The sequence below is a fragment of the Geosporobacter ferrireducens genome (genome assembly GCF_001750685.1).
GTDB lineage: Bacteria > Bacillota > Clostridia > Peptostreptococcales > Thermotaleaceae > Geosporobacter > Geosporobacter ferrireducens.
In genome coordinates, this window is the sequence record NZ_CP017269.1 from 2,338,393 (window position 1) to 2,358,087 (window position 19,695).

19 protein-coding genes are annotated in these 19,695 nt (G+C 43.2%); all 19 read right to left on the bottom strand.

Annotation, left to right across the window (positions count from 1 at the left end; genetic code table 11):
- Nucleotides 1-159: 159 nt before the first annotated feature.
- The 19 genes from Gferi_RS11085 to rho all read right to left on the bottom strand — a co-directional run bounded on the left by Gferi_RS11085 (nucleotide 160) and on the right by rho (nucleotide 19,684).
- The gene (locus Gferi_RS11085) at nucleotides 160-1,197 is read right to left on the bottom strand and encodes a glycosyltransferase family 4 protein (RefSeq protein ID WP_069976426.1); all 1,038 of its coding nucleotides are present in this window, start codon (nucleotides 1,195-1,197) and stop codon (nucleotides 160-162) included.
- 88 nt (nucleotides 1,198-1,285) lie between these two features.
- Complete coding sequence (locus Gferi_RS11090; protein ID WP_069976428.1) at nucleotides 1,286-1,723, bottom strand: deoxycytidylate deaminase; 438 nt, start codon at nucleotides 1,721-1,723, stop codon at nucleotides 1,286-1,288.
- 278 nt (nucleotides 1,724-2,001) lie between these two features.
- On the bottom strand, nucleotides 2,002-2,631 hold the full coding sequence (gene upp, locus Gferi_RS11095; RefSeq protein ID WP_069976429.1) for a uracil phosphoribosyltransferase: 630 nt from the start codon (nucleotides 2,629-2,631) through the stop codon (nucleotides 2,002-2,004).
- A gap of 26 nt (nucleotides 2,632-2,657) precedes the next feature.
- Entirely contained in the window at nucleotides 2,658-3,107 is a 450-nt protein-coding gene (rpiB, locus tag Gferi_RS11100; RefSeq protein WP_069976430.1) for a ribose 5-phosphate isomerase B, read from the bottom strand.
- Nucleotides 3,108-3,412: 305 nt separating this feature from the next.
- Entirely contained in the window at nucleotides 3,413-4,123 is a 711-nt protein-coding gene (locus Gferi_RS11105) for a low molecular weight protein arginine phosphatase (RefSeq protein WP_069976431.1), read from the bottom strand.
- Between the two features lie 20 nt (nucleotides 4,124-4,143).
- Nucleotides 4,144-5,196: an L-threonylcarbamoyladenylate synthase gene (locus Gferi_RS11110; protein WP_069976432.1), complete on the bottom strand. Its 1,053-nt coding sequence runs from the start codon at nucleotides 5,194-5,196 to the stop codon at nucleotides 4,144-4,146.
- Between the two features lie 229 nt (nucleotides 5,197-5,425).
- A complete protein-coding gene (locus Gferi_RS11115) occupies nucleotides 5,426-6,166 on the bottom strand; it encodes a ZIP family metal transporter (RefSeq protein ID WP_083273501.1) in 741 nt (246 codons plus the stop codon).
- A gap of 181 nt (nucleotides 6,167-6,347) precedes the next feature.
- Nucleotides 6,348-7,415 carry a peptide chain release factor 1 gene (prfA, locus tag Gferi_RS11120; RefSeq protein ID WP_069976433.1) on the bottom strand — a complete coding sequence of 356 codons (1,068 nt, stop codon included), beginning with the start codon at nucleotides 7,413-7,415 and terminating at the stop codon, nucleotides 6,348-6,350.
- A 66-nt stretch (nucleotides 7,416-7,481) separates the two neighbouring features.
- Nucleotides 7,482-8,714, bottom strand: coding sequence for a cation:proton antiporter (locus tag Gferi_RS11125; RefSeq protein WP_069976435.1), 1,233 nt, complete (start codon nucleotides 8,712-8,714; stop codon nucleotides 7,482-7,484).
- Nucleotides 8,715-8,979: 265 nt separating this feature from the next.
- Nucleotides 8,980-9,867: a peptide chain release factor N(5)-glutamine methyltransferase gene (prmC, locus tag Gferi_RS11130; protein WP_069976437.1), complete on the bottom strand. Its 888-nt coding sequence runs from the start codon at nucleotides 9,865-9,867 to the stop codon at nucleotides 8,980-8,982.
- The gene (locus Gferi_RS11135) at nucleotides 9,861-10,814 is read right to left on the bottom strand and encodes a DUF1385 domain-containing protein (RefSeq protein ID WP_330389664.1); all 954 of its coding nucleotides are present in this window, start codon (nucleotides 10,812-10,814) and stop codon (nucleotides 9,861-9,863) included. Before Gferi_RS11135 ends, prmC begins: the two co-directional genes overlap by 7 nt.
- 182 nt (nucleotides 10,815-10,996) lie before the next feature.
- Complete coding sequence (locus tag Gferi_RS11140; RefSeq protein WP_069976440.1) at nucleotides 10,997-12,346, bottom strand: TIGR00366 family protein; 1,350 nt, start codon at nucleotides 12,344-12,346, stop codon at nucleotides 10,997-10,999.
- 72 nt (nucleotides 12,347-12,418) lie between these two features.
- Nucleotides 12,419-13,078 carry a 3-oxoacid CoA-transferase subunit B gene (locus tag Gferi_RS11145; RefSeq protein WP_069976442.1) on the bottom strand — a complete coding sequence of 220 codons (660 nt, stop codon included), beginning with the start codon at nucleotides 13,076-13,078 and terminating at the stop codon, nucleotides 12,419-12,421.
- Nucleotides 13,078-13,731: a CoA transferase subunit A gene (locus Gferi_RS11150; RefSeq protein WP_069976444.1), complete on the bottom strand. Its 654-nt coding sequence runs from the start codon at nucleotides 13,729-13,731 to the stop codon at nucleotides 13,078-13,080. The genes Gferi_RS11145 and Gferi_RS11150 overlap by 1 nt, the downstream gene beginning before the upstream one ends.
- A 24-nt stretch (nucleotides 13,732-13,755) precedes the next feature.
- Nucleotides 13,756-14,934, bottom strand: coding sequence for an acetyl-CoA C-acetyltransferase (locus Gferi_RS11155; protein ID WP_069976446.1), 1,179 nt, complete (start codon nucleotides 14,932-14,934; stop codon nucleotides 13,756-13,758).
- A gap of 569 nt (nucleotides 14,935-15,503) precedes the next feature.
- On the bottom strand, nucleotides 15,504-16,937 hold the full coding sequence (locus Gferi_RS11160; protein WP_069976447.1) for a sigma-54 interaction domain-containing protein: 1,434 nt from the start codon (nucleotides 16,935-16,937) through the stop codon (nucleotides 15,504-15,506).
- A gap of 99 nt (nucleotides 16,938-17,036) precedes the next feature.
- A complete protein-coding gene (locus tag Gferi_RS11165; RefSeq protein ID WP_069976449.1) occupies nucleotides 17,037-17,648 on the bottom strand; it encodes a thymidine kinase in 612 nt (203 codons plus the stop codon).
- Nucleotides 17,649-17,726: 78 nt separating this feature from the next.
- Nucleotides 17,727-17,927, bottom strand: a complete 201-nt coding sequence (gene rpmE, locus Gferi_RS11170) for a 50S ribosomal protein L31 (RefSeq protein WP_069976451.1) — start codon at nucleotides 17,925-17,927, stop codon at nucleotides 17,727-17,729.
- A gap of 386 nt (nucleotides 17,928-18,313) precedes the next feature.
- Nucleotides 18,314-19,684, bottom strand: coding sequence for a transcription termination factor Rho (gene rho, locus Gferi_RS11175; protein WP_236932724.1), 1,371 nt, complete (start codon nucleotides 19,682-19,684; stop codon nucleotides 18,314-18,316).
- Nucleotides 19,685-19,695: the final 11 nt, after the last annotated feature.

Below are 19,695 nucleotides of genomic sequence, written 5' to 3' on the forward strand. Positions count from 1 at the left end.
TAGGGAACCCTAGGTTCCCTTCGACGACTGCTATCGCAGTCTGAGCACCCTCCTTAGTACGGCAGGGGATTTCATCCCCTACAACCCCTGTTTTTATATAATAGGAAAGTAGAACTTTCCTATTATATAAAAACAGCCTGACGGAGTCAGGCTTTTAAGCTATTCCTTTTCACTTCGTTTTTGTTTTTGAAAATCCACTGCGTTTATACTAATATACATCATAGCACTGGCAAGAATCAGTACAATCAGTGAGTCAAGCACCTTGCTGTTGGAATAAAAACCTGCACTTAGGCCCAATGTAGCACTCACCCCATACAGGGTCAATACCGTTCTTTTCTGTCCCATTCCTGCTGAAAGGAGGCGGTGGTGCAAATGTCCCTTATCCGGTTCCATGATAGGACGGCCGTTTATCGCTCTTCGACAAATTGCAAAGGTGGTATCAAAAATCGGCACCCCTAACGCCAATACCGGTACAACAGTAGCCAAGGCAGTGGCGCCTTTCACCGCACCATCAATAGAGATGGCTGCAAGCATAAACCCTAAAAACAAGGAACCGGTATCTCCCATAAATATTTTTGCCGGATTAAAGTTATAGGGTAAGAAACCGACTGCAGCACCGGCAATCGCTAAGGTCATAATAGCCGTTTCCGGTCTTCCCACCACATGGGCCACATAGGCTAAAGAAAGTGCAGCAATTGTTGCAACCCCGGCTGCCAAACCATCTAAGCCGTCAATCAAATTTAAGGTATTTGTAATCCCAACAATCCAGAAGATTGTTACCGGGATGCTGAATACGCCGAGGTAGATTTCTTTACCTTCTGTAAAGGGTATATTAAACTTTCCAATTCTCAGTCCAAAATAAATAAGGATTCCGGCGCATAAAATCTGAACAGCCAGCTTTGTTTTTGCTGACAAAGGCTTTATATCATCAAATATTCCCATGATCACAATGATCGTTCCCCCAAGGAGCATACCGATCATTTCCCTGTCCATCGGTAAAATCATCCATACGCTAATCACAACCCCTGCATAGATGGCCAAGCCCCCCATGCGTGGAATCGGCTGTTTGTGTACTCTCCGATCATCCTTTGGAATGTCAATTGCTCCTACCCGATAGGCTAACTTTTTTGCAATCGGCGTTAGGCTTAAGGAAATCATAACGGCAATAAAAAATACTAAGTAGTATTGATCCACCATAAACACTCCTTGTCGATAGTCATATCAGTGTAATTTTACATGAAAACCGAGTAAAAATCAACTTTTCCTGTTAATTTTCAACAATTTGCTACTTGCAGATGAGTTCCATCCCCGCTTCTTCTAGCATTGCCATGGATAGGGCATCCGGATACATTCCTTTAAAAATTATTTTTTTAATTCCTGCGTTAATAGCCATTTTTGCACATAAAATACAGGGCTGCAGCGTAGTATAGAGGGTAGCTCCTTCGATGCTGACACCATGATAAGCCGCCTGTATAATCGCATTTTGCTCCGCATGAAGGCCGCGGCACAATTCATGCCGTTCTCCCGATGGAATACCTTGTTTTTCCCGGATACATCCCACATCCAGACAATGGGCCGTCCCTGAGGGTGCTCCATTATATCCGGTTGCCAATATCCGCTTATTTTTTACAATCACTGCACCCACTTTTCTTCTCAAGCAGGTAGAACGAGTTTTGGCAATTTCTGCCATTTCCATAAAATATTCATCCCAATCCGGGCGCATCTTTTGTCCTCCTCATGATTCGGTACAAGTATAAGCATCTAAAGATTGTAGATTTTGTTTTGAATTGTTACGAATAAATATTCACTCTGCAAAAAAGAGTTGTGCAGGAAACTGACTGGCTCCATATACAACCCTCTTTTTTAGAGTACTTCTACATACCTATTCAAAATTCCTTCAAAATATTTCAAATTAGGACAGAGTATTCTGTTATTTTATTCCATTTCAAACAAAAAGAATAGATTTCGATCACCCTACTCTCTATTCTTTAAAAATATCATCTACTTGGTTCCAAACAATCTGTCCCCTGCATCCCCCAGTCCCGGTACGATGTAAGCATGCTCATTTAGTTTCTCATCGACAGCAGCTACATAAATTTCTACATCAGGGTGTGCTTCACATACGGCCTTGACACCCTCTGGTGAAGCAATTAGGCACATGAGCTTAACGCTCTGGGCACCCCTGTCTTTAATAAACTGGATGGCTGCATTGGCTGAACCACCGGTTGCCAGCATCGGATCTATAACAATTAAATCACGCTCATGAACATCTACCGGAAGCTTGCAGTAATATTCTACAGGTTCTAAGGTTTCAGGATCTCTATATAAGCCGATATGCCCTACCTTTGCTGCGGGTATTAGGCTTAGCAATCCGTCTACCATTCCTAATCCTGCTCTTAAAATAGGAACAATTCCAAGTTTTCTTCCAGCAATCACCTTTGCCTTTGTCTTGCTAACCGGTGTCTCTATCTCAATTTCTTGCAAGGGCAGGTTCCGGGTTACCTCGTAACCCATTAACATGGCTAATTCCTTGACAACCTCGCGGAATTCTTTGGAGCCTGTGTTTTTATCCCGAATTAAGGTTAATTTATGTTGAATTAAAGGATGGTCCATCACAAAGACATTTTTCATTATTTGCATCTCCCTTCCATATACGTTTACTTGCTGTATTTTCTTTCTATATCGCCAAGCATGTTCACTCTGCGTGCATGTCTATCGCCTGCAAATTCGGTATGTATCCACACATCAACGATTTCCAGCGCCAGTCCTGCGCCTACAACTCTTTCCCCTAATGCCAATACATTGGCATTGTTGTGTTCTCTCGACATTTTAGCAGAGTAGGTTTCTGTTACCACAGCACACCGAATCCCGGGAACCTTGTTGGCAGAAATAGAAATGCCTATTCCTGTTCCGCAGCATAGAATTCCTCTATCACATGCACCGGAAACAACTGCTTCTGCGACCTTCATTCCAAATTCCGGATAGTCCACAGATTCAGTACTGTTTGTACCAAAATCCTCATAAGCTATATTTTGCTCATCTAAATATTTTCTAATGGTTTCCTTTAAATGGTACCCTCCATGGTCACTTCCTAATGCTATTTTCATATATTCGAAGTACACCTCCTCTTATCAATTGCCTAAAACATTTTAACACAGCAGTTTCACATATTCAATCTTAATATCCTATTTGTAAATTTTCCCTGAAAAAGATTGAATAGAATCTATTTTTGTCGTAGGGGCATACACACAGGTATGCTCGTTTTCCGGAACGATACGGGGATCGTTCCCTACCCATATTCCCTTTAGACATCTGCTACGCAACGGGGACAGCTCGAAGTCACTGAAAAAGTCCTATTTTCATAAAAACCATCTGGGCCAGACAAACCATTCCCATGACTCCGCTATAAATGCTAACGCGAGCTATTTTCTTCCAGCAGTTTTTTCAGTACTACCTTCAAAGCTTCTTCGATTTCCTTGGCGCATTCACGGTAAACCCAGGCAGGCTGTCCAAAGGGATCCATGATATCTACAGATGGAAGCTTATCTTCAAGGTACACAAGCTCTCTTTGTTCGTTCGAGACGGTTTTCGCCATTTCCAGCTCCAGCTCCCGTATCCGGTCGTCTACCGCTTGCAGCTGGCCTTGCAGCTCCACTCTGCGATTCCTGAGTTCTGTAATCTCCTTCTCATATTCCCGGAAGAACTCCGCCTTTTTATGCTGAATCACCCGCCGCAGCTTTTCAATCTCTGCTGTGATTCCTTTATCATCTCCCAAATAGCTTGCATATTCCTTCAGGGTATAGGTTTTCTGCTCTGCTGAGGGGTCTAGATTCAAAACCTGCTGTTTATGATTCCTGGTCATAGTAAAGATCAAGTCTGCTGCATGAATCAATTCCTTCGTTAACGGCCTTGCCTGGTGGTGTCGCAGATCAATACGCCATTCCCGCATTACCTGTGCTGCGTTATTTGAGGCCTTTTGGCCTTTCAATGCAGCAGTGCCTGCCGAAATCACGCGAATCCCCTGTACTGATTCACCTGCAGCTTGCAGCATTTTACGGAACAAAGCCTCTGCCATACTGCTGCGGCAGGTATTTCCAGTACAAACAAACAAAATAGTTTTCATTTTCTCACCTCCAGTATCTTTTACACCGATAGGATACGGTATCCCGCAGCCTTTAACATACGGTTCATGACTGCATGTCCTACTCCTTCCCGGCTAATGCCCTCCGCCAGAATAATATCTACGCCGATTTCGTCAAACTGCCTCAGTGTATCAAATAATTTAGCTCCTATGGTTTCTAACGATTGTCTGCTTCCCATGGATAAAACACAGAAAGCCCCATAACTGTCCTTTGTCTCTTCTGTAGCCATGATCCCCACCCGCAAACCTTCTTGCTCTTTTGATTTTCTAATGCCTTCGATTTTTTCAATCATAGCGGTTATCGCTCCATCTACAATCATCATCTCTGCCTTCGGGGCATAATGGGTATATTTCATCCCGGGAGACTTAGGTACCACAGTGCTGTCCATTTTCTCTTCCAATGCGGGATCTAAAGATACTTCTCCCAATACCTGTGTCAGCTCCTCCAGTGTAATCCCGCCTGGACGCAGAATGGCAGGTATTTCTCCTGAAATATCCAGAACTGTAGACTCCAGGCCAACTAAGCATTCCCCGCCACTGATGATGGCATCCACTCTACCCATCAAATCCTCTATCACATGGGCAGCTCGTGTTGGACTTGGCTTTCCTGATAAGTTGGCACTAGGAGCAGCTATAGGCACTCCAGCCAACCTAATCAGTGTTCGTGCAATACCATGCGCGGGCATTCGGATCGCCACTGTATCCAGTCCGGCAGTAATCACCGCCGGTACACGATCTGATTTAGGGAAAATCAACGTTAAAGGTCCAGGCCAAAACTTTTCTGCAAGTTTTCTCGCCGTGGCAGGTATTTTCTCTACCAAAGGTTCTATATCATTAAAATCAGCAACATGCACAATCAATGGATTGTCAGAGGGCCGTCCCTTCGCCTCAAATATCTTGCCTACAGCGCTTTGATCCAAAGCATTGGCTCCTAAACCATATACGGTTTCTGTAGGAAATGCAACCGTACCTCCATTTTTTAAAATGTCTGCTGCTTCCAATAGTTTTTCCCGGTCAATGCAGGAAGGATCTATGGATATGATTTGTGTTTCCATTCTTTTGTTCACCTCAAAATCCGTTTAGCGTTGTTTAATATCTGTGACACGCCAAAACTAAAATACGCTTCTCCAAGAATTTCTTTAATTATTATACACCAAATTTTCTATACTAACACTGAACTTTTGAAGAAATCATGGTTTTTGTGTTCTTTTGTTTATCCTTTCAATCTGCATTGTTACGGGAGGACACAAGGCCCTCCCCTACCTTTTATTCATCTTTCTTGAACTAAAACTTCACGGAAACAATGATGCCGATCACAAATCCCAGAACCAGTCCATAGCTTGAGATTCTGCCAAAACTTAGATTATTGGATTTTGGAATTAACTCTCCACAAGTAATATAGAGCATGGTTCCTCCTGCAAAAGCAAGACAAAAGGCAATGAGTTGGGGTGAAATATTTCCCAGCAAGACACCTAAAAAGGCCCCCAGCCCCATAGGCATCCCGGCCAGTATCGTGTATACAAATGCTTTCCACCGTTTCATGCCCCCGATACTCATAGGCGTAGCCATGGATATTCCTTCCGGTATGTTGTGCAGTCCGATCACAATAGCAATGCCGATTCCCAATTCTTTTTTAGCAATAAATCCCGAACCGATAGCCAAGCCCTCCGGAAAGTTATGTAAAGCTACGCCTAATCCCAATAAAATACCAGTCTTAATAAAGCCTCTATCTGCAAAGTTTCGATAGTTTTTCATCTTTGCAGACAGCCTTTCATCTAAAAATATGATCATAAAAACCCCTAGTACAATTCCGGTGATTCCCGTACTGAGATATCCCAGTTCAAAAGCTTCCGGTAACAGGTTAAAGCATATAATGGATAACATAAGGCCGCTGGACAGGCCCAATATAAAACTCAAGAATCGCTTCCCAGGATTTCGAATGAAAAATGTGATCAACCCGCCTGCTCCAGTTCCGATCATTCCAACAAATAATCCAATCAGTGTAGTCATAAGAATACTGTTCATATCTATTCCCCCTTAAGCTGCGACATGGGGACGGTTCCTCAGTCGCACAAAAATCGTGTGCGACAGGCGAACCGTCCCCATGTCGCATTTACTGCTAAACAACCTTCATCTTATATATATTCCTACAACCTGTCCATCATACAAAAAACCTGTGGAATTTCCTTCCACAGGTTTTATTTGTCTACACGACACTTTTCATCTTTTCTGCTTGATCTGTTGTGATTAACGCGTCTAGAATCTCATCAATATCTCCGTCTAAGAAATAGTCCAGCTTATATAGTGTCAAATTGATCCGGTGATCCGACACTCTCCCTTGCGGGAAGTTGTAGGTTCTGATCCGCTCACTGCGGTCGCCCGTTCCAACCTGGCTCTTTCTAGCTTCTGCAATCTCTGCATTTTGCTCTGCCAGCATTTTATCATATAGTCTTGCCTTTAATATTTTAAAGGCTTTTTCCTTATTCTTCAGCTGGGATTTTTCATCCTGACAAGACACGACAAGGCCTGTAGGCACATGGGTTAATCGTACCGCAGAGTCTGTAGTATTAACACTTTGTCCACCATTTCCGGAAGAACGGAATACATCTACTCTTACATCGTTCGGATTGATTTCGATTTCTACGTCATCAGCTTCCGGCAGTACGGCAACTGTAGCTGTAGAGGTATGAATTCTACCTCCGGATTCAGTAGTTGGAATACGTTGTACCCGGTGAACGCCGCTTTCGTATTTCAATCGGGAGTAGGCTCCTTTTCCTCTTAATAGGAAAATCACTTCTTTTAGACCGCCTACGCCGGTTTCATTTAAACTCATCATCTCAACTTTCCAACGGTTACGTTCTGCATAACGGGTATACATCCGCAATAGATCTCCTGCAAACAGTCCGGCTTCATCGCCGCCTGCACCTGCACGGATTTCTACGATTACGTTTTTATCATCATTAGGGTCCTTTGGCAGCATTAAAATCTTCAGTTCACTTTCGATCTGCTCAATCTGATCTTCCAAATCGCCTAGTTCCATCTTAGCCATCTCTCTTAATTCTTCATCATTGCTCTCTGACAAGATACCCTTAGCTTCCTGGATACCATTTTTTACGGATTTATATTCTTTATATTTATTAACGATAGGCTCTAGATCAGAAAGTTCCTTCACATATTTCTGCCATTCAGACTGGTTGCTGATGACTTCAGGATCTGATGCTTTCTTACTAAGATCTTCATATTTATCCTGAATAAATTCCAATTTATCGAACATTACCTTCTCACCTCATAAAATATATTCTAACAGGTAATTATACCACTATTTCTCAAGTTTTGCAAGCTAGCGCTCTTCCAACAAACCCAGTCTCCGTGCAGCATATTTGGTAGAAGTTGCCTGAATCCCAAGGGTAATCAATATGGTCATAAATACTACAGAAGCAATGACATCGCTGTGTGGAATCCGCATAGCTGTAATCATCCCCGATAGGGCTGCGGGAATCACACCGGTTTCCCGAACCCACATGAGAAATTCCAGCTCGTTCCTGCTCCATTTTGCAGTGCGGTCCGGGACCGCACAAACCAGTATAGAAAGCGGTCTGGCTATAAACATCAAGCTCAATACCACTACCAAAGCCCCTACCCAATATCGACCCAGTATCTCAAAACTTACATGAGTTCCCAGCAAAATAAATATAGCCATCCGCATCACAAAGGCCAAGGTCTCCCGCACATGAAGCTGTGTAACAAAGTCAGCTTCCGGTACCCATAAATTAATCTTTTTCTTGTTCCCGCAGACTAAGCCTATGGTAAAGGTAGCCATATAACCACTGCCTCCAATCTTTTCCGCGAAGCTGTAGCCAATGATCACCGCCACAATAGACATAATCGGTGCATATTCATGAAAAATTCCGTACTTTGTATCTGAGATCGTAACAGAAAGAATAATGCCCCAAATCAATCCAACCAAAATCCCTCCCAGGGACATTACCGCCAACTGCCGTAGATTTCCTGCCAAGGAGAAGACTCCGGAATGTATAATAGCTAAAATAGAAAATACCAAAATCGCCCCCGCTGCATCGTTAAAAGCGGATTCACTAATCACGGTCTGTTTCACCCGGTCTTTGATCGTAATCTCCTTAAAAACCGGCACCAGCGTAGCCGGATCTGTGGATGCAACCACAGCACCTAAGAGCAGTGCATAAATAAAGGGGATTTTAAAAATGATCATTGCAGCAGAAGACGCCACCATGGCCGAAATCGCCACGCCTACTGTAGCCAGGAGTCCTACCGTGATTTTTACATTATTCAAGATGCGCAGCTTAATTTCCCTACCACCGTCATAAAGTATAAATGCAGAACCAAAGGTTAAAATCAATTGGTTTCCCAAGGGATAATGCTCAATGCTCGCCCAGTTTAGCACTGCAGGTCCAATGAGGATTCCTGCAATTAAAAACATGACCACATCCGGAATTTTTAAGATTTTGCTTAGTTTAGAAAAGAGAACACCTGTCAGAAGAATCATAACAATCAATGTAAAGATCTCTTCTACTGCCATCACTGATGCATTTTCCATTTTTAACCCTCCATTGTCCACTCTCAATAGTTTGCTCCATTTACAATAGATTCATTATATAAATTACAAAAGAAAATGGAAATGCAGTTTTCCAGGAAAATTATCGTTTTCCTTTTTGATAGCTATTTGTTTTTCCCCATCTACCTCTCTCAGCCGCAGAAAGCCTCAAAAATGCGAAACCAAGCTGCCTTTATTGCAATTTGGCAGCCTGGTTTATATTTAGATTCTTCGTCACATTTCGATAGGCTTTTATGGTAAAGCATTTCTAAATTACAGTAGCCGCAACCACTCTTTCGATTCCTGCCAAATCCTGATATTTTTTGATATTTGCATAATTCTTTTTATTCGCCATCATATTTTTTACCGAATCTGCCTGATCATGTCCCACTTCTAAGGCAATTCGGCCTCCATGCCGCAAAAGCTGATCCCCTTGGGCAACAATTCTCCTGTAAAAATCCAGACCATCCGCTCCCCCGTCTAAAGCCATACGGGGTTCAAATTTGGCTACTTCTACCTGAAGTCCATCGATATCCTTTGCCGGTATATAGGGAGGATTGGAGACCAAAATGTCTATCTGACCAAACAGGCCTTTTTCCATTAGCGGCTGCATCAAATCCCCCTGCAGAAAAGTGATCTTATCTAAAACACCATTCTGCTCTGCATTTTTTCTCCCAATGGATAAGGCTTTTTCTGATAGATCTACAGAGTATACATGAACCTTTTCTATATACTTAGCCAAACTCACAGTGATGGTTCCGCTGCCTGTACCTAGATCTACGATGTTCAAAGTAGCGTTATATGCCTTGAAAGCGGGTTCTTCCGCCACCCATTGCAGCACAGCTTCTACTAAAATCTCCGTATCTGCCCTTGGAATCAATACGCCCTCTTCCACATAGAAATCCAGTCCCATAAACTCCTGCCGGTGTGTGATATACTGCAAGGGTACTCCCTGTATACGTTTTTCCAGCAATGCCTCAAAGGAATCACGCTCTTCCCCGCTCAAGCTTCTGCCTCTCTGTATATATAAATAAAGCCGGTCTATCCCAAGTACTTCACATAAAAGAACCTCTGCATCCAGCAGAGGCGTCCAAGCTCCAGTTTTCTCCAGTCTGTCAACCGCATCCTTTAAAACCTCCTGCACTGTCCTTACCACAGGTCTGCCTCCTTGTCTTCAACCAAAACATTTTTCAATGCCGCAATAGCCACTTCCAGCTGGCTGTCATCAGGTTCCCGTGTGGTGAGCTTTTGCAGCATCAGCCCAGGATAGCTGATCATACATACAAGCTGCGATTGACTTCTGCCTGCCCATCGAATAATCTCATAGGAAATACCTGCCACAATTGGCAGTAAAACAAATCGGGACAGGATTCTCACCCATGGATTCGGCCATCCGATCATAGTGAATAAAATCATACTTATGACCATAACGATCAACAGAAAGCTGGTTCCGCAGCGGGGATGGAGAGTTGTAAAAGTTCTAACATTATCCACCGTCAGTTCTTGACCGCTTTCATAGCAGTGAATCGTCTTATGCTCTGCACCATGGTATTGAAATACCCGCTGAATATCTTTCATCTGAGAGATCAAAAGCACATAACCGATGAATAAGGTAATCCGAAAAACTCCTTCTGCGATGTTTAATCCTAATGGATTCGTGATATAACGTTTTAAAAAGGTTGTGATAACCGTAGGTGAAATGATAAAGATTAAAACAGCCAATGCCATGGCAATAAATACAGAAAAGTAAATCATGACATCATTGGCTTTGTCTCCAAAACGATTTTCGATCCACTGCTCAATCCTACCCTTTTCCCCAGTATCCTCATACTCCTCAAAAAACTCTGCTGAATAAGTCAGCGCTTTCACACCTATAATCATAGAATCTATCAGGGCAATCACACCACGAAAAATGGGCAGCTTGCTGATGGAACTTGCTGCTATTCCCTGGATCGCTTCCTTTTTGACTATAATCTCTTGATCCGGTTTGCGGACTGCAATGGCAATATCCTTAGGGCCTTTCATCATAACCCCTTCGATGACTGCCTGCCCCCCTACATTTCTGGGCGTTGCGTTCTTTATGAATATTTTATCCTGATCCAATATGATCTTCCTTTCATAATAGCTGCAATCAATTCTTCCTTTGATTTTAGCATACCCTAAACGCTTTTGCAAATTACAAGAAGGCAGGAACCCATCCTGCCTTCTTGTAATTTATATGGCTTAGCTCAAGCATAGCGGGCGAACAATGTGCCAGCCCGGGAAAAACATCCAAATATGTAAAACTATAAAAACATAAGTCCTAAAGCAATAATCACACCAGTATAAATCAAGTCGATAATACAGAAACCCATAATGTCTCTTGCACCCAATCCTGCAATACCCAGTGCAGGCAGCGCCCAGAAAGGTTGGATCATATTGGTCCAAGCATCTCCCCAAGCAATCGCCATGGCAGTCTTAGCTGCAGGCACACCCAGTTCTGCACCAGCCGGCATCATAATAGGCGCTTGTACAGCCCATTGTCCACCACCGGAAGGAACAAAGAAGTTCACCAGTCCTGCACTTAAGAAAGTCCATAAAGGAAAGGTACGAGGCGTGGAAATGCTTACAAAAGCATTGGACATTACACCGGCAAGGGAAAGACCTTCAACGCTGTTTCCAACCATCATTCCCATGATTCCTGCGTAGAAAGGAAACTGGAGTATGATTCCTGCAGTTCCTTTTGCCGCTTCAGTAATAGCTCTGAGGAACCTTCTTGGTGTACCATGTAGGATAATAGCAGAAATTAAGAAAATAAAGTTTACAATATTAAGGTTTAAGCTAAAGCCGCTGGTTTTAAAATAATAAACAATGTAAACGACACCAATCAAGCCGATCAACATAGATAATACCGGACTGTTTTCCATTTTGTCAGCCGGAGTATAAAGTTCCTTTGAAGCCGCTTCTTCTTCGTGTTCTATCAAAGCTTTTGGATCTACCGTAATTACTTTGTCAGGATCAGGATGCATCGCCTTGTTGACAAAGGGAAGAGATAAAATAACCGCTGCAGAAATAATCAAATTGAATTTGGCAAATATGGTCTGGCTTGTAGGTATCATTTCCGTTACTGCGCCCCGTGTCATTTCTGCCAGATTGGCAGTAGGTGTGGCAAGGGTTAACGGAATTGATGCAGCTAAACCGCCGTGCCATACTAAAAATCCTGAATAAGCAGCTGCAATCAGTAGGCGGTAATCCACACCTTTTACCTGTTTTGCAAGCTGTCTGGCATATAAAGCTCCGATCACCAATCCAAAGCCCCAGTTTATCCAGCAGGCAATGGCAGAAACAAAGGATACTGCTAAAATCGCCTGGGTAGGGGTTTTTGTGTAGCTGGCCAAACCTGCCAACCCCTTTTTAATACTGGGAGAACTGGCTAAAGTATGACCCGTTACCAAAACCAACGCCATCTGCATAGAAAATGCCAACAGGCTCCAAAATCCATTTCCCCAGTGAGCTACCATCGCCATAGGACCCTGACCTGTAAATATAATACCTAAAATAAAAACGATTAACGTCAGGATAACTGCAAACAAAAATGGATCGGGCAAATATTTTTGCACCAAGGCAACGCACCCATTTGTAAATTTTTTAAACAACTAAAACACCTCTCTCTTTATTTTTATCCGGTATTTGGCGGTATACGTCTCCGCCAAATACCGGATGATTGACTAAACTTCCATCTGTTTTAGATCTTCTGAAATGATTAAGGCTGCTTCCGTAGCTTTTTGCACTTCTTCTATGCTAAATTCAGGGTTGATTTCTTTTAGCAGCAATCCTTGACCGGTGACCTCTATAACACCCATTTCTGTTATAATCAGGTTTACTTCTCCGGCTGCAGTTAAAGGCAGGTTGCACTGCTTTAAAATTTTTGGACTCCCCTTTGCAGTATGTTCCATGGCAACGATTACCTTCTTGGCGCCAACCACCAAATCCATAGCACCGCCCATACCGGGTACCATCTTGCCCGGAATCTTCCAGTTGGCTAGATTGCCCTTTTCATCCACTTGCAGTGCACCCAGGATGGTAGCATTCACATGTCCGCCCCGGATAATTCCAAAAGAAACAGAACTGTCAAAGAAAGCGCCCCCTGCATGGATACTCACCGGCTGTCCTCCCGCGTTGACCACATCCTTTTGCTCTTTTCCGGGCTCCGGTGCAGGGCCTAAGCCTACAAAACCGTTTTCTGACTGCAGGGTAATGTCCAAACCTTTAGGTATATAATTGGCTACAAGAGTAGGCAAACCAATTCCCAGGTTGACCACGTCCCCATCCTTTAGTTCCTTGGCTACCCGCTTAGCAATAAAGTCTTTGATGCTTTCCTTATCCATTATTTTTCACCTCCTACAATGCAGTCTACAAAAATACCCGGTGTCATTACATCATTGGGGTGAATTTCCCCTACTTCTACCAGTTCCTCTGCTTCGACGATCACCAAATCAGCTGCCGGTGCCATTAAGGCATTGAAATTTCTGGTAGCACCATTGTAGTAAATATTTCCTTTTTTATCCACTTTAGACCCTGCAATCAAAGCTACATCTGCCCGTAATGGCAGCTCCAGCAGATAGGTTTTTCCGTCAATTTCGATTTTTTGTTTTCCGGCTTCCACTTCTGTCCCTACACCGGTAGGCGTCAAAAATCCTCCCAACCCGGATCCTCCGGCTCTTACCTGCTCAGCCAGAGTTCCTTGTGGGACCAGTACTACCTCTGTTTCACCTGTATTCATTTGTCTTCCTGTCTCCGGATTAGTTCCAATATGGGAGACAATGATCTTTTTAAATTGTTTCGCTACAACCATTTTTCCGATCCCGTTGTCAGGGAAGGAGGTATCGTTGCAGATAAGGGTTAAATCCTTTACACCCTTTTCTATTAGAGCATCAATAATTTTATGGGGATTCCCGCAACCTAAAAATCCTCCTACCATGACGGTCATGCCATCATGAACCTTGGCAATAGCTTCCTCTATCGATACAACCTTTGCCATTGAATACACCTCCACTTTTTTAATCTATCTTCGTACAACCATCGCAATACCCTGGCCTCCGCCAATGCAAAGGGTCGCTAAGCCGGTTTTGGCATCTTTTCGCTTCATCTCGTAAAGAAGAGAAACTAAAATTCTGGCACCGGATGCCCCAATCGGATGTCCCAATGCGATCGCTCCGCCGTTCACATTAGTTTTTTCCGGGTCAAGGCCCAAATCTTTTACAACCGATAAAGATTGGACAGCAAAGGCTTCATTGGCTTCTACCAAATCTAAATCTTTTACGCTAACGTCTGCCTTCTCCATCGCTTTTCTTGAAGCCGGCACCGGTCCATAACCCATGATCTGCGGATCCAATCCTGCAGCTGCAAAAGAAACAATCGTTGCCAATGGCTCAATCCCCAGCTTATCCGACATTTCCTTAGACATCAATACAAGAGCCGCTGCACCGTCGTTGATTCCGGAAGCATTTCCTGCAGTTACTGTACCATTCTTTTTGAAGGCTGGTTTCAATTTGGCTAGAGATTCTATCGTCATACCAAATTTGGGATGCTCATCCGTGTCTACAACAACCGGCTCTCCCTTGCGCTGGGGAACAGCGATAGGTACGATTTCATCCTTAAATTTGCCTTCTTTTATTGCCTTTTCTGCACGATGCTGGCTCTGCAATGCAAAATGATCTTGTTCTTCTCTTGAAATATTCCATTTTTCTGCAATATTTTCGGCTGTGATTCCCATATGATAATCATTGAAGATATCCCAGAGGCCATCATGAACCATATAGTCTACTACCTTGCTGTCACCCATACGAAAGCCCCATCTGCCATCCTTCAATAGGTAAGGCGCGTTACTCATGCTCTCTGTACCACCGGCCAGTACGATTTCTGCTTCCCCGGTCATGATGGATTGGGCTGCCAGTGAAACAGTTTTCAGACCTGAGCCACATACTTTATTTACTGTAAAGGAAGATGCAGCTTCGGAGATACCTGCACCTACGGAAACCTGCCTTGCCACGTTTTGTCCTTGTCCTGCCTGCAATACATTACCGAAAATCACTTCTTCGACCATCTCCGGCTTGATACCGGCCCTTGCGATGGCTTCCTTCGCTGCAGCAATTCCTAACGCTACCGCAGATATACTTTTCAGGCTCCCGCCAAAAGTACCAATTGGGGTCCTGGCTGCACTGACAATTACAACTTCTCTCATTGTAGATCCCTCCATTTAATAAAAAACCTTTTCTTTACCCTATAGTGTTTACGCAACATCCGTGCCAAACCACCGCTTCTCTTGGAAAAATGTCTCTAATGAGTTGAAATTACTTGTTTTGAATATCTTCATTTCTCATGTAGTGCTTTCTCAAGAGATCAACTTTCTCTATTTTGTAGATAATTTTCTACACTTTTGGCATGTGGTTGAGAGGTGCCTGGGGAATTTCCAATAAGTCATTGTTTTCCGGGCCATCTTAATGCTGTGATCGGTAAAAAACGTGTTATAGCACGGACGACCACAGGTCGCCCCTACATTTTCATTACTTAAAGAATATATCTCTGTTATTTTTTCTTACACTCAGATAACCGATACAAGCGTATCAGCGTAGGGGTGAACAGTGTTCACCCGACATATATTCGCAGCAGGCGAATGTTGTTGGCCCACACGATACAAGAAGAATCTACGCAGAGGCAAGGGGCTCGCTTCGGCGGTTTTGACCCCGTTGTCAAGTGTATCCAATTATCTACACGATCATAAGATCTGTAGATAATTGGATACACTTCCCTTTATTCCTTATCTATTTCCGAAAGCTGAATACCATAGGCTTCCATTTTTTTATAAATAGCCGTCCTATGGATTCCAAGTTTTTTTGCTGCCAGGGTACGATTTCCTCCGCTTTCCTGCAAAGCTCTTCGGATCGCATCAATCTCAGCACGGGTGATGATATCTTTCAATAGCAAAGAGTCCTTTTCTTTTCCGGTATGGACACCAGGCGCTATTTGCAGATATTCCGGCAAATACCTAGGCTCAATGATTTTCCCCGTTGCTACATTCACTGCCCGTTCCAGAATATTTCTCAGCTCGCGTATGTTTCCAGGCCAATGGTAGGCAGCCAAAAGAGGGAAAATCTCCGATGCGAGCTTTTTTGGCTCCATCATCAGATCTTTCTCCAGTCTTTTTAATATATCTTCTGCCAAAAGCGGTATATCCTCCAGTCTTTCCCTTAAAGGCGGAATATCGATCTTGATGACATTCAGACGATAATATAAATCCTGCCGGAACTGATTTTTCATAATCGCCTCTCCCAGCTTCTCGTTGGTAGAGGCAATCACTCTTACGTCCAGTTGGATACGGTTATTTCCTCCTACCCGTTCAAACTCTCTGCTTTCCAAAACACGCAACAGCTTGGCCTGCATCTCTAATGGCATGGCTCCGATCTCATCCAGTAGAATGGTTCCCCCATTGGCCATTTCAAATTTCCCCAACTTTCCTTCTTTTTTGGCTCCCGTAAATGCACCGCCTTCATAGCCAAAAAGCTCTGCTTCCAACAGTTCTTTAGGAATCGCTGCACAATTGATCGTAACAAAAGCTCCATATTTTCGCAGACTGGCATTGTGTATGGCATGGGCAAAAAATTCTTTTCCTGTTCCGCTTTCCCCTTGGATCAATACAGTAGAATTGCTCTCCGCTGCCTTTCTGGCGATCTCTTTCAGGTACAGCATTTGCTTGTTTTGCGTGATAATGTTATCAAAAGAATACTTGGCCTTATAAAACCGCTCAATCTCTCCCTTATACTTGTGTACTGCATTTTGCAGCCTCTCAAGCTTTTGCGCCAAAGATTTCAGCTCTCGAAGGTCTTTAAAGAGTACCGTTCCTGCCGCCCCAATGATTTCTCCATCCTTAATGATGGGAATACGGCTGGCAATCATATCATGGCCTTGAATCTTTTGAATCTCTCCCAACTCTTTTTCTCCCGTTTTAACAACGATATGCATACGCGTATTTTCAATAACCTCTTCCACATGCTTGTTGAGGACATCTTCTTCCTTGATCCCCAAAAGTTTTTCATAGTTCCACTTGACGATCCTGCCTTCCCGATCTACCAACACCATCCCATGGTAGGCATTGTCAAAAAGTTCCTCCAGCATTTCCATGCTTTCCTTCAGCTTCTTTAGCTGAAGCTTTGAATCCTTTAATTTTCTCGACAGTTGATCCCCCATAGGCCTTTCTCCTCTCTATCGCCTCCAATAAACGATCTGTTTATCTATATTATAGCAAAAAACTTGTGAAAACATTTTTTGTCTTCACAAGTTTGTTTTTTATTCTTTCCCTAATTTAATTTCTTTATTTCCGGCAGCCATGGGCACCTCATGATGCAGCCTGCACCGGGCCTCGTAGCTCTCAGTGGCACCCACCAGGATGGTAGGGTCATAGTAGCTGGCCGGTTTTCCGTTGATCAGTCGCTGGGTTCTGTGGGCCGGATCTCCACAGACCATGCAGATGGCACTCAGTTTATCCACAAACTCTGCAACGGCCATTAATTTTGGCGTAGGTCCAAAGGGTTCTCCCCGAAAATCCATGTCCAGTCCTGCAGCAATCACCCGCAGTCCTCGATCCGCTAATGCTCTTGCTATCTCTATAATATCGGCATCAAAAAACTGTACTTCGTCAATTCCGATCACTTGGGTATCTTCTTCTATGTATGTAAATATGTCTGATGCTTTATCAATTCGATGGGCCTTTAGCCGAACACCGCTGTGAGAAACTACATTTTCCACACAATACCGATTATCAATGGCCGGTTTAAACACCACTACATTTTGCCTGGCAATTTCCGCCCGTTTCAGCCGTCGAATTAATTCCTCACTTTTTCCACTGTACATAGGTCCCACAATTACCTCAATACAGCCATGATGGCTCGGTCTATACATTTGTTTTCCCCCTTTTCAGGATACAACAAAGGTTAGAGATTTTTGTCTCTAACCCATCGTATGTTCTATGTTGATGTATTATTTCATGCCGTATTTTTGCTTAAATCTCTCTACACGGCCACCTTGGTCTACAAATTTTTGTTTACCGGTAAAGAATGGATGACACTCAGAACAGATTTCTACTCTGATTTCTTCCTTCACAGAACCGGTTTCAAATGTATTGCCACAGGCACATCTTACAACAGATTTCTTGTAATTTGGATGGATTCCTGTTTTCATGCTGTTCACCTCTTTCTATTCTAACTCTGTATATTGAAAACATCTTTTATCCTAGTTGTCAACTTCTATATTATAGCATAGGCCTTTTTCAAATTCAAGGAGATATTTTTAAAAAAGGTATAGGGTACAATGTCCAAGGATTTTAGACCTTTTCTTATACAACCATCTGCTAAAGTCCTATATTATCTATCCAGTTTAACGATGCTCCTATAAATAGATCTTATTTTTAAGAGCACAAATCAGTGGATTTACGCCACAATAAACAAATGTATTCTTGTAGGGGCAGGCCTTGTGTCTGCCCATTTTTTGGAACGGCACAGGGGCCGTTCCCTACAATTATATTTCATTTTACGAGCGCATATTTACTCATCAAAAACGAGTTATGCCTACCGATCTAGTATCCGATTACGCATATTTTCTACAAACTCCCCATTGGTTTTTGTAGAGACCAATTTATTGATGATGGATTCTGTTACTTCTTGGGTAGAGTTGTTGGCCATAGCACGGCGGATATTCCAGATGGTCTCCAATTCTTTCTGATCTAATAATAATTCTTCTCTTCTGGTGCCGGATTTATTCAGATCGATGGCAGGGAAAATCCGTTTCTCCGACAATCTTCGATCCAGGTGAAGCTCCATATTTCCTGTACCTTTAAATTCTTCGAAAATTACATCATCCATTCTGCTTCCTGTATCTACCAGTGCCGTCGCCAATATGGTCAAGCTCCCTCCGTTTTCCAGGTTCCGGGCAGCGCCAAAAAATCGTTTTGGCTTATGCAGCGCTCCCGGATCCAAACCACCGGAAAGGGTTCTGCCTGTAGGCGGGATGGTCAGGTTGTAGGCTCTTGCCAACCGGGTAATGCTGTCCAGCAAAATTACTACATCTTTTCCATGTTCTACCAATCTTTGGGCACGATTCAATACCATTTCCGCTACTTTGATATGATGATTGGGCAGTTCATCGAAGGTAGAATAGATCACTTCTCCCTTGATAGAACGCTGCATATCTGTAACTTCCTCCGGCCTCTCATCGATGAGCAGCACAATAATCTCTATATTCTCATGGTTTTCCGCAATACTATTGGCAATTTTTTTGAGTAGGATTGTTTTTCCCGCTTTGGGTGGTGCAACGATCAAGCCTCTTTGTCCTTTTCCTATAGGAGCAATGAGGTCAATGATACGGGTTGAAAGGTCAGTATTACTATGTTCAAGAGTAATTCTTTGATCGGGATAAATCGGGGTAAGATCTTCGAAGTTTGGTCTTCTTGCAGCTACTTCCGGTCTGTCACCATTAACTTTTTGCACATAGAGAAGTGCACGAAACTTTTCACTGCTTTTTGGGGGTCTTGTGATGCCGAGGAGCTTATCGCCGGTTTTCAAGTTAAACCTGCGAATCTGAGAAGGAGAGACATATACATCTTCTTCACTGGTAAGAAAGTTATAAAACCGGAGGAATCCGAAACCACCCTCCGTGATCTCTAAAACACCTTCTACTGTATTGACTTCTTCGCTGTTGTCGATTTCATTATTGATTTTATCAGGCAGTCGCTGCCGGTCAAACCCTACTTCCTTAGGGGCCTCGAGTACCGGTTCCTCTGCTAATTCCTCTACCACTTCTGCCGTTGCCGGATTAGACTGGGCCAGAATCAGTTCTATCAATTCCTGCTTCTTATATTTCGTGGCACTTTTGATTCCTAATTCCTTTGCCAAGTCTCTAAGGTCTTCCAATTTCTTTTTTTCCAAATCTAATAAAAGCAAGATCACACCTC

Excerpts from the sequence above, each read along its gene's own strand:
- Gferi_RS11085 (WP_069976426.1), bottom strand. The coding sequence starts at position 1,197 with ATGGTGGATCAATACTACTTAGTATTTTTTATTGCCGTTATGATTTCC.
- rpmE (WP_069976451.1), bottom strand. The coding sequence starts at position 17,927 with ATGAAAACAGGAATCCATCCAAATTACAAGAAATCTGTTGTAAGATGT.
- Gferi_RS11090 (WP_069976428.1), bottom strand. The coding sequence starts at position 1,723 with ATGCGCCCGGATTGGGATGAATATTTTATGGAAATGGCAGAAATTGCC.
- Gferi_RS11110 (WP_069976432.1), bottom strand. The coding sequence starts at position 5,196 with ATGGAAACACAAATCATATCCATAGATCCTTCCTGCATTGACCGGGAA.
- Gferi_RS11145 (WP_069976442.1), bottom strand. The coding sequence starts at position 13,078 with ATGGATAAGGAAAGCATCAAAGACTTTATTGCTAAGCGGGTAGCCAAG.
- Gferi_RS11165 (WP_069976449.1), bottom strand. The coding sequence starts at position 17,648 with ATGTATAGACCGAGCCATCATGGCTGTATTGAGGTAATTGTGGGACCT.
- Gferi_RS11115 (WP_083273501.1), bottom strand. The coding sequence starts at position 6,166 with ATGAACAGTATTCTTATGACTACACTGATTGGATTATTTGTTGGAATG.
- Gferi_RS11125 (WP_069976435.1), bottom strand. The coding sequence starts at position 8,714 with ATGGAAAATGCATCAGTGATGGCAGTAGAAGAGATCTTTACATTGATT.
- upp (WP_069976429.1), bottom strand. The coding sequence starts at position 2,631 with ATGAAAAATGTCTTTGTGATGGACCATCCTTTAATTCAACATAAATTA.
- Gferi_RS11105 (WP_069976431.1), bottom strand. The coding sequence starts at position 4,123 with ATGAAAACTATTTTGTTTGTTTGTACTGGAAATACCTGCCGCAGCAGT.
- Gferi_RS11160 (WP_069976447.1), bottom strand. The coding sequence starts at position 16,937 with ATGGGGGATCAACTGTCGAGAAAATTAAAGGATTCAAAGCTTCAGCTA.
- Gferi_RS11150 (WP_069976444.1), bottom strand. The coding sequence starts at position 13,731 with ATGGCAAAGGTTGTATCGATAGAGGAAGCTATTGCCAAGGTTCATGAT.
- Gferi_RS11155 (WP_069976446.1), bottom strand. The coding sequence starts at position 14,934 with ATGAGAGAAGTTGTAATTGTCAGTGCAGCCAGGACCCCAATTGGTACT.
- prfA (WP_069976433.1), bottom strand. The coding sequence starts at position 7,415 with ATGTTCGATAAATTGGAATTTATTCAGGATAAATATGAAGATCTTAGT.
- rpiB (WP_069976430.1), bottom strand. The coding sequence starts at position 3,107 with ATGAAAATAGCATTAGGAAGTGACCATGGAGGGTACCATTTAAAGGAA.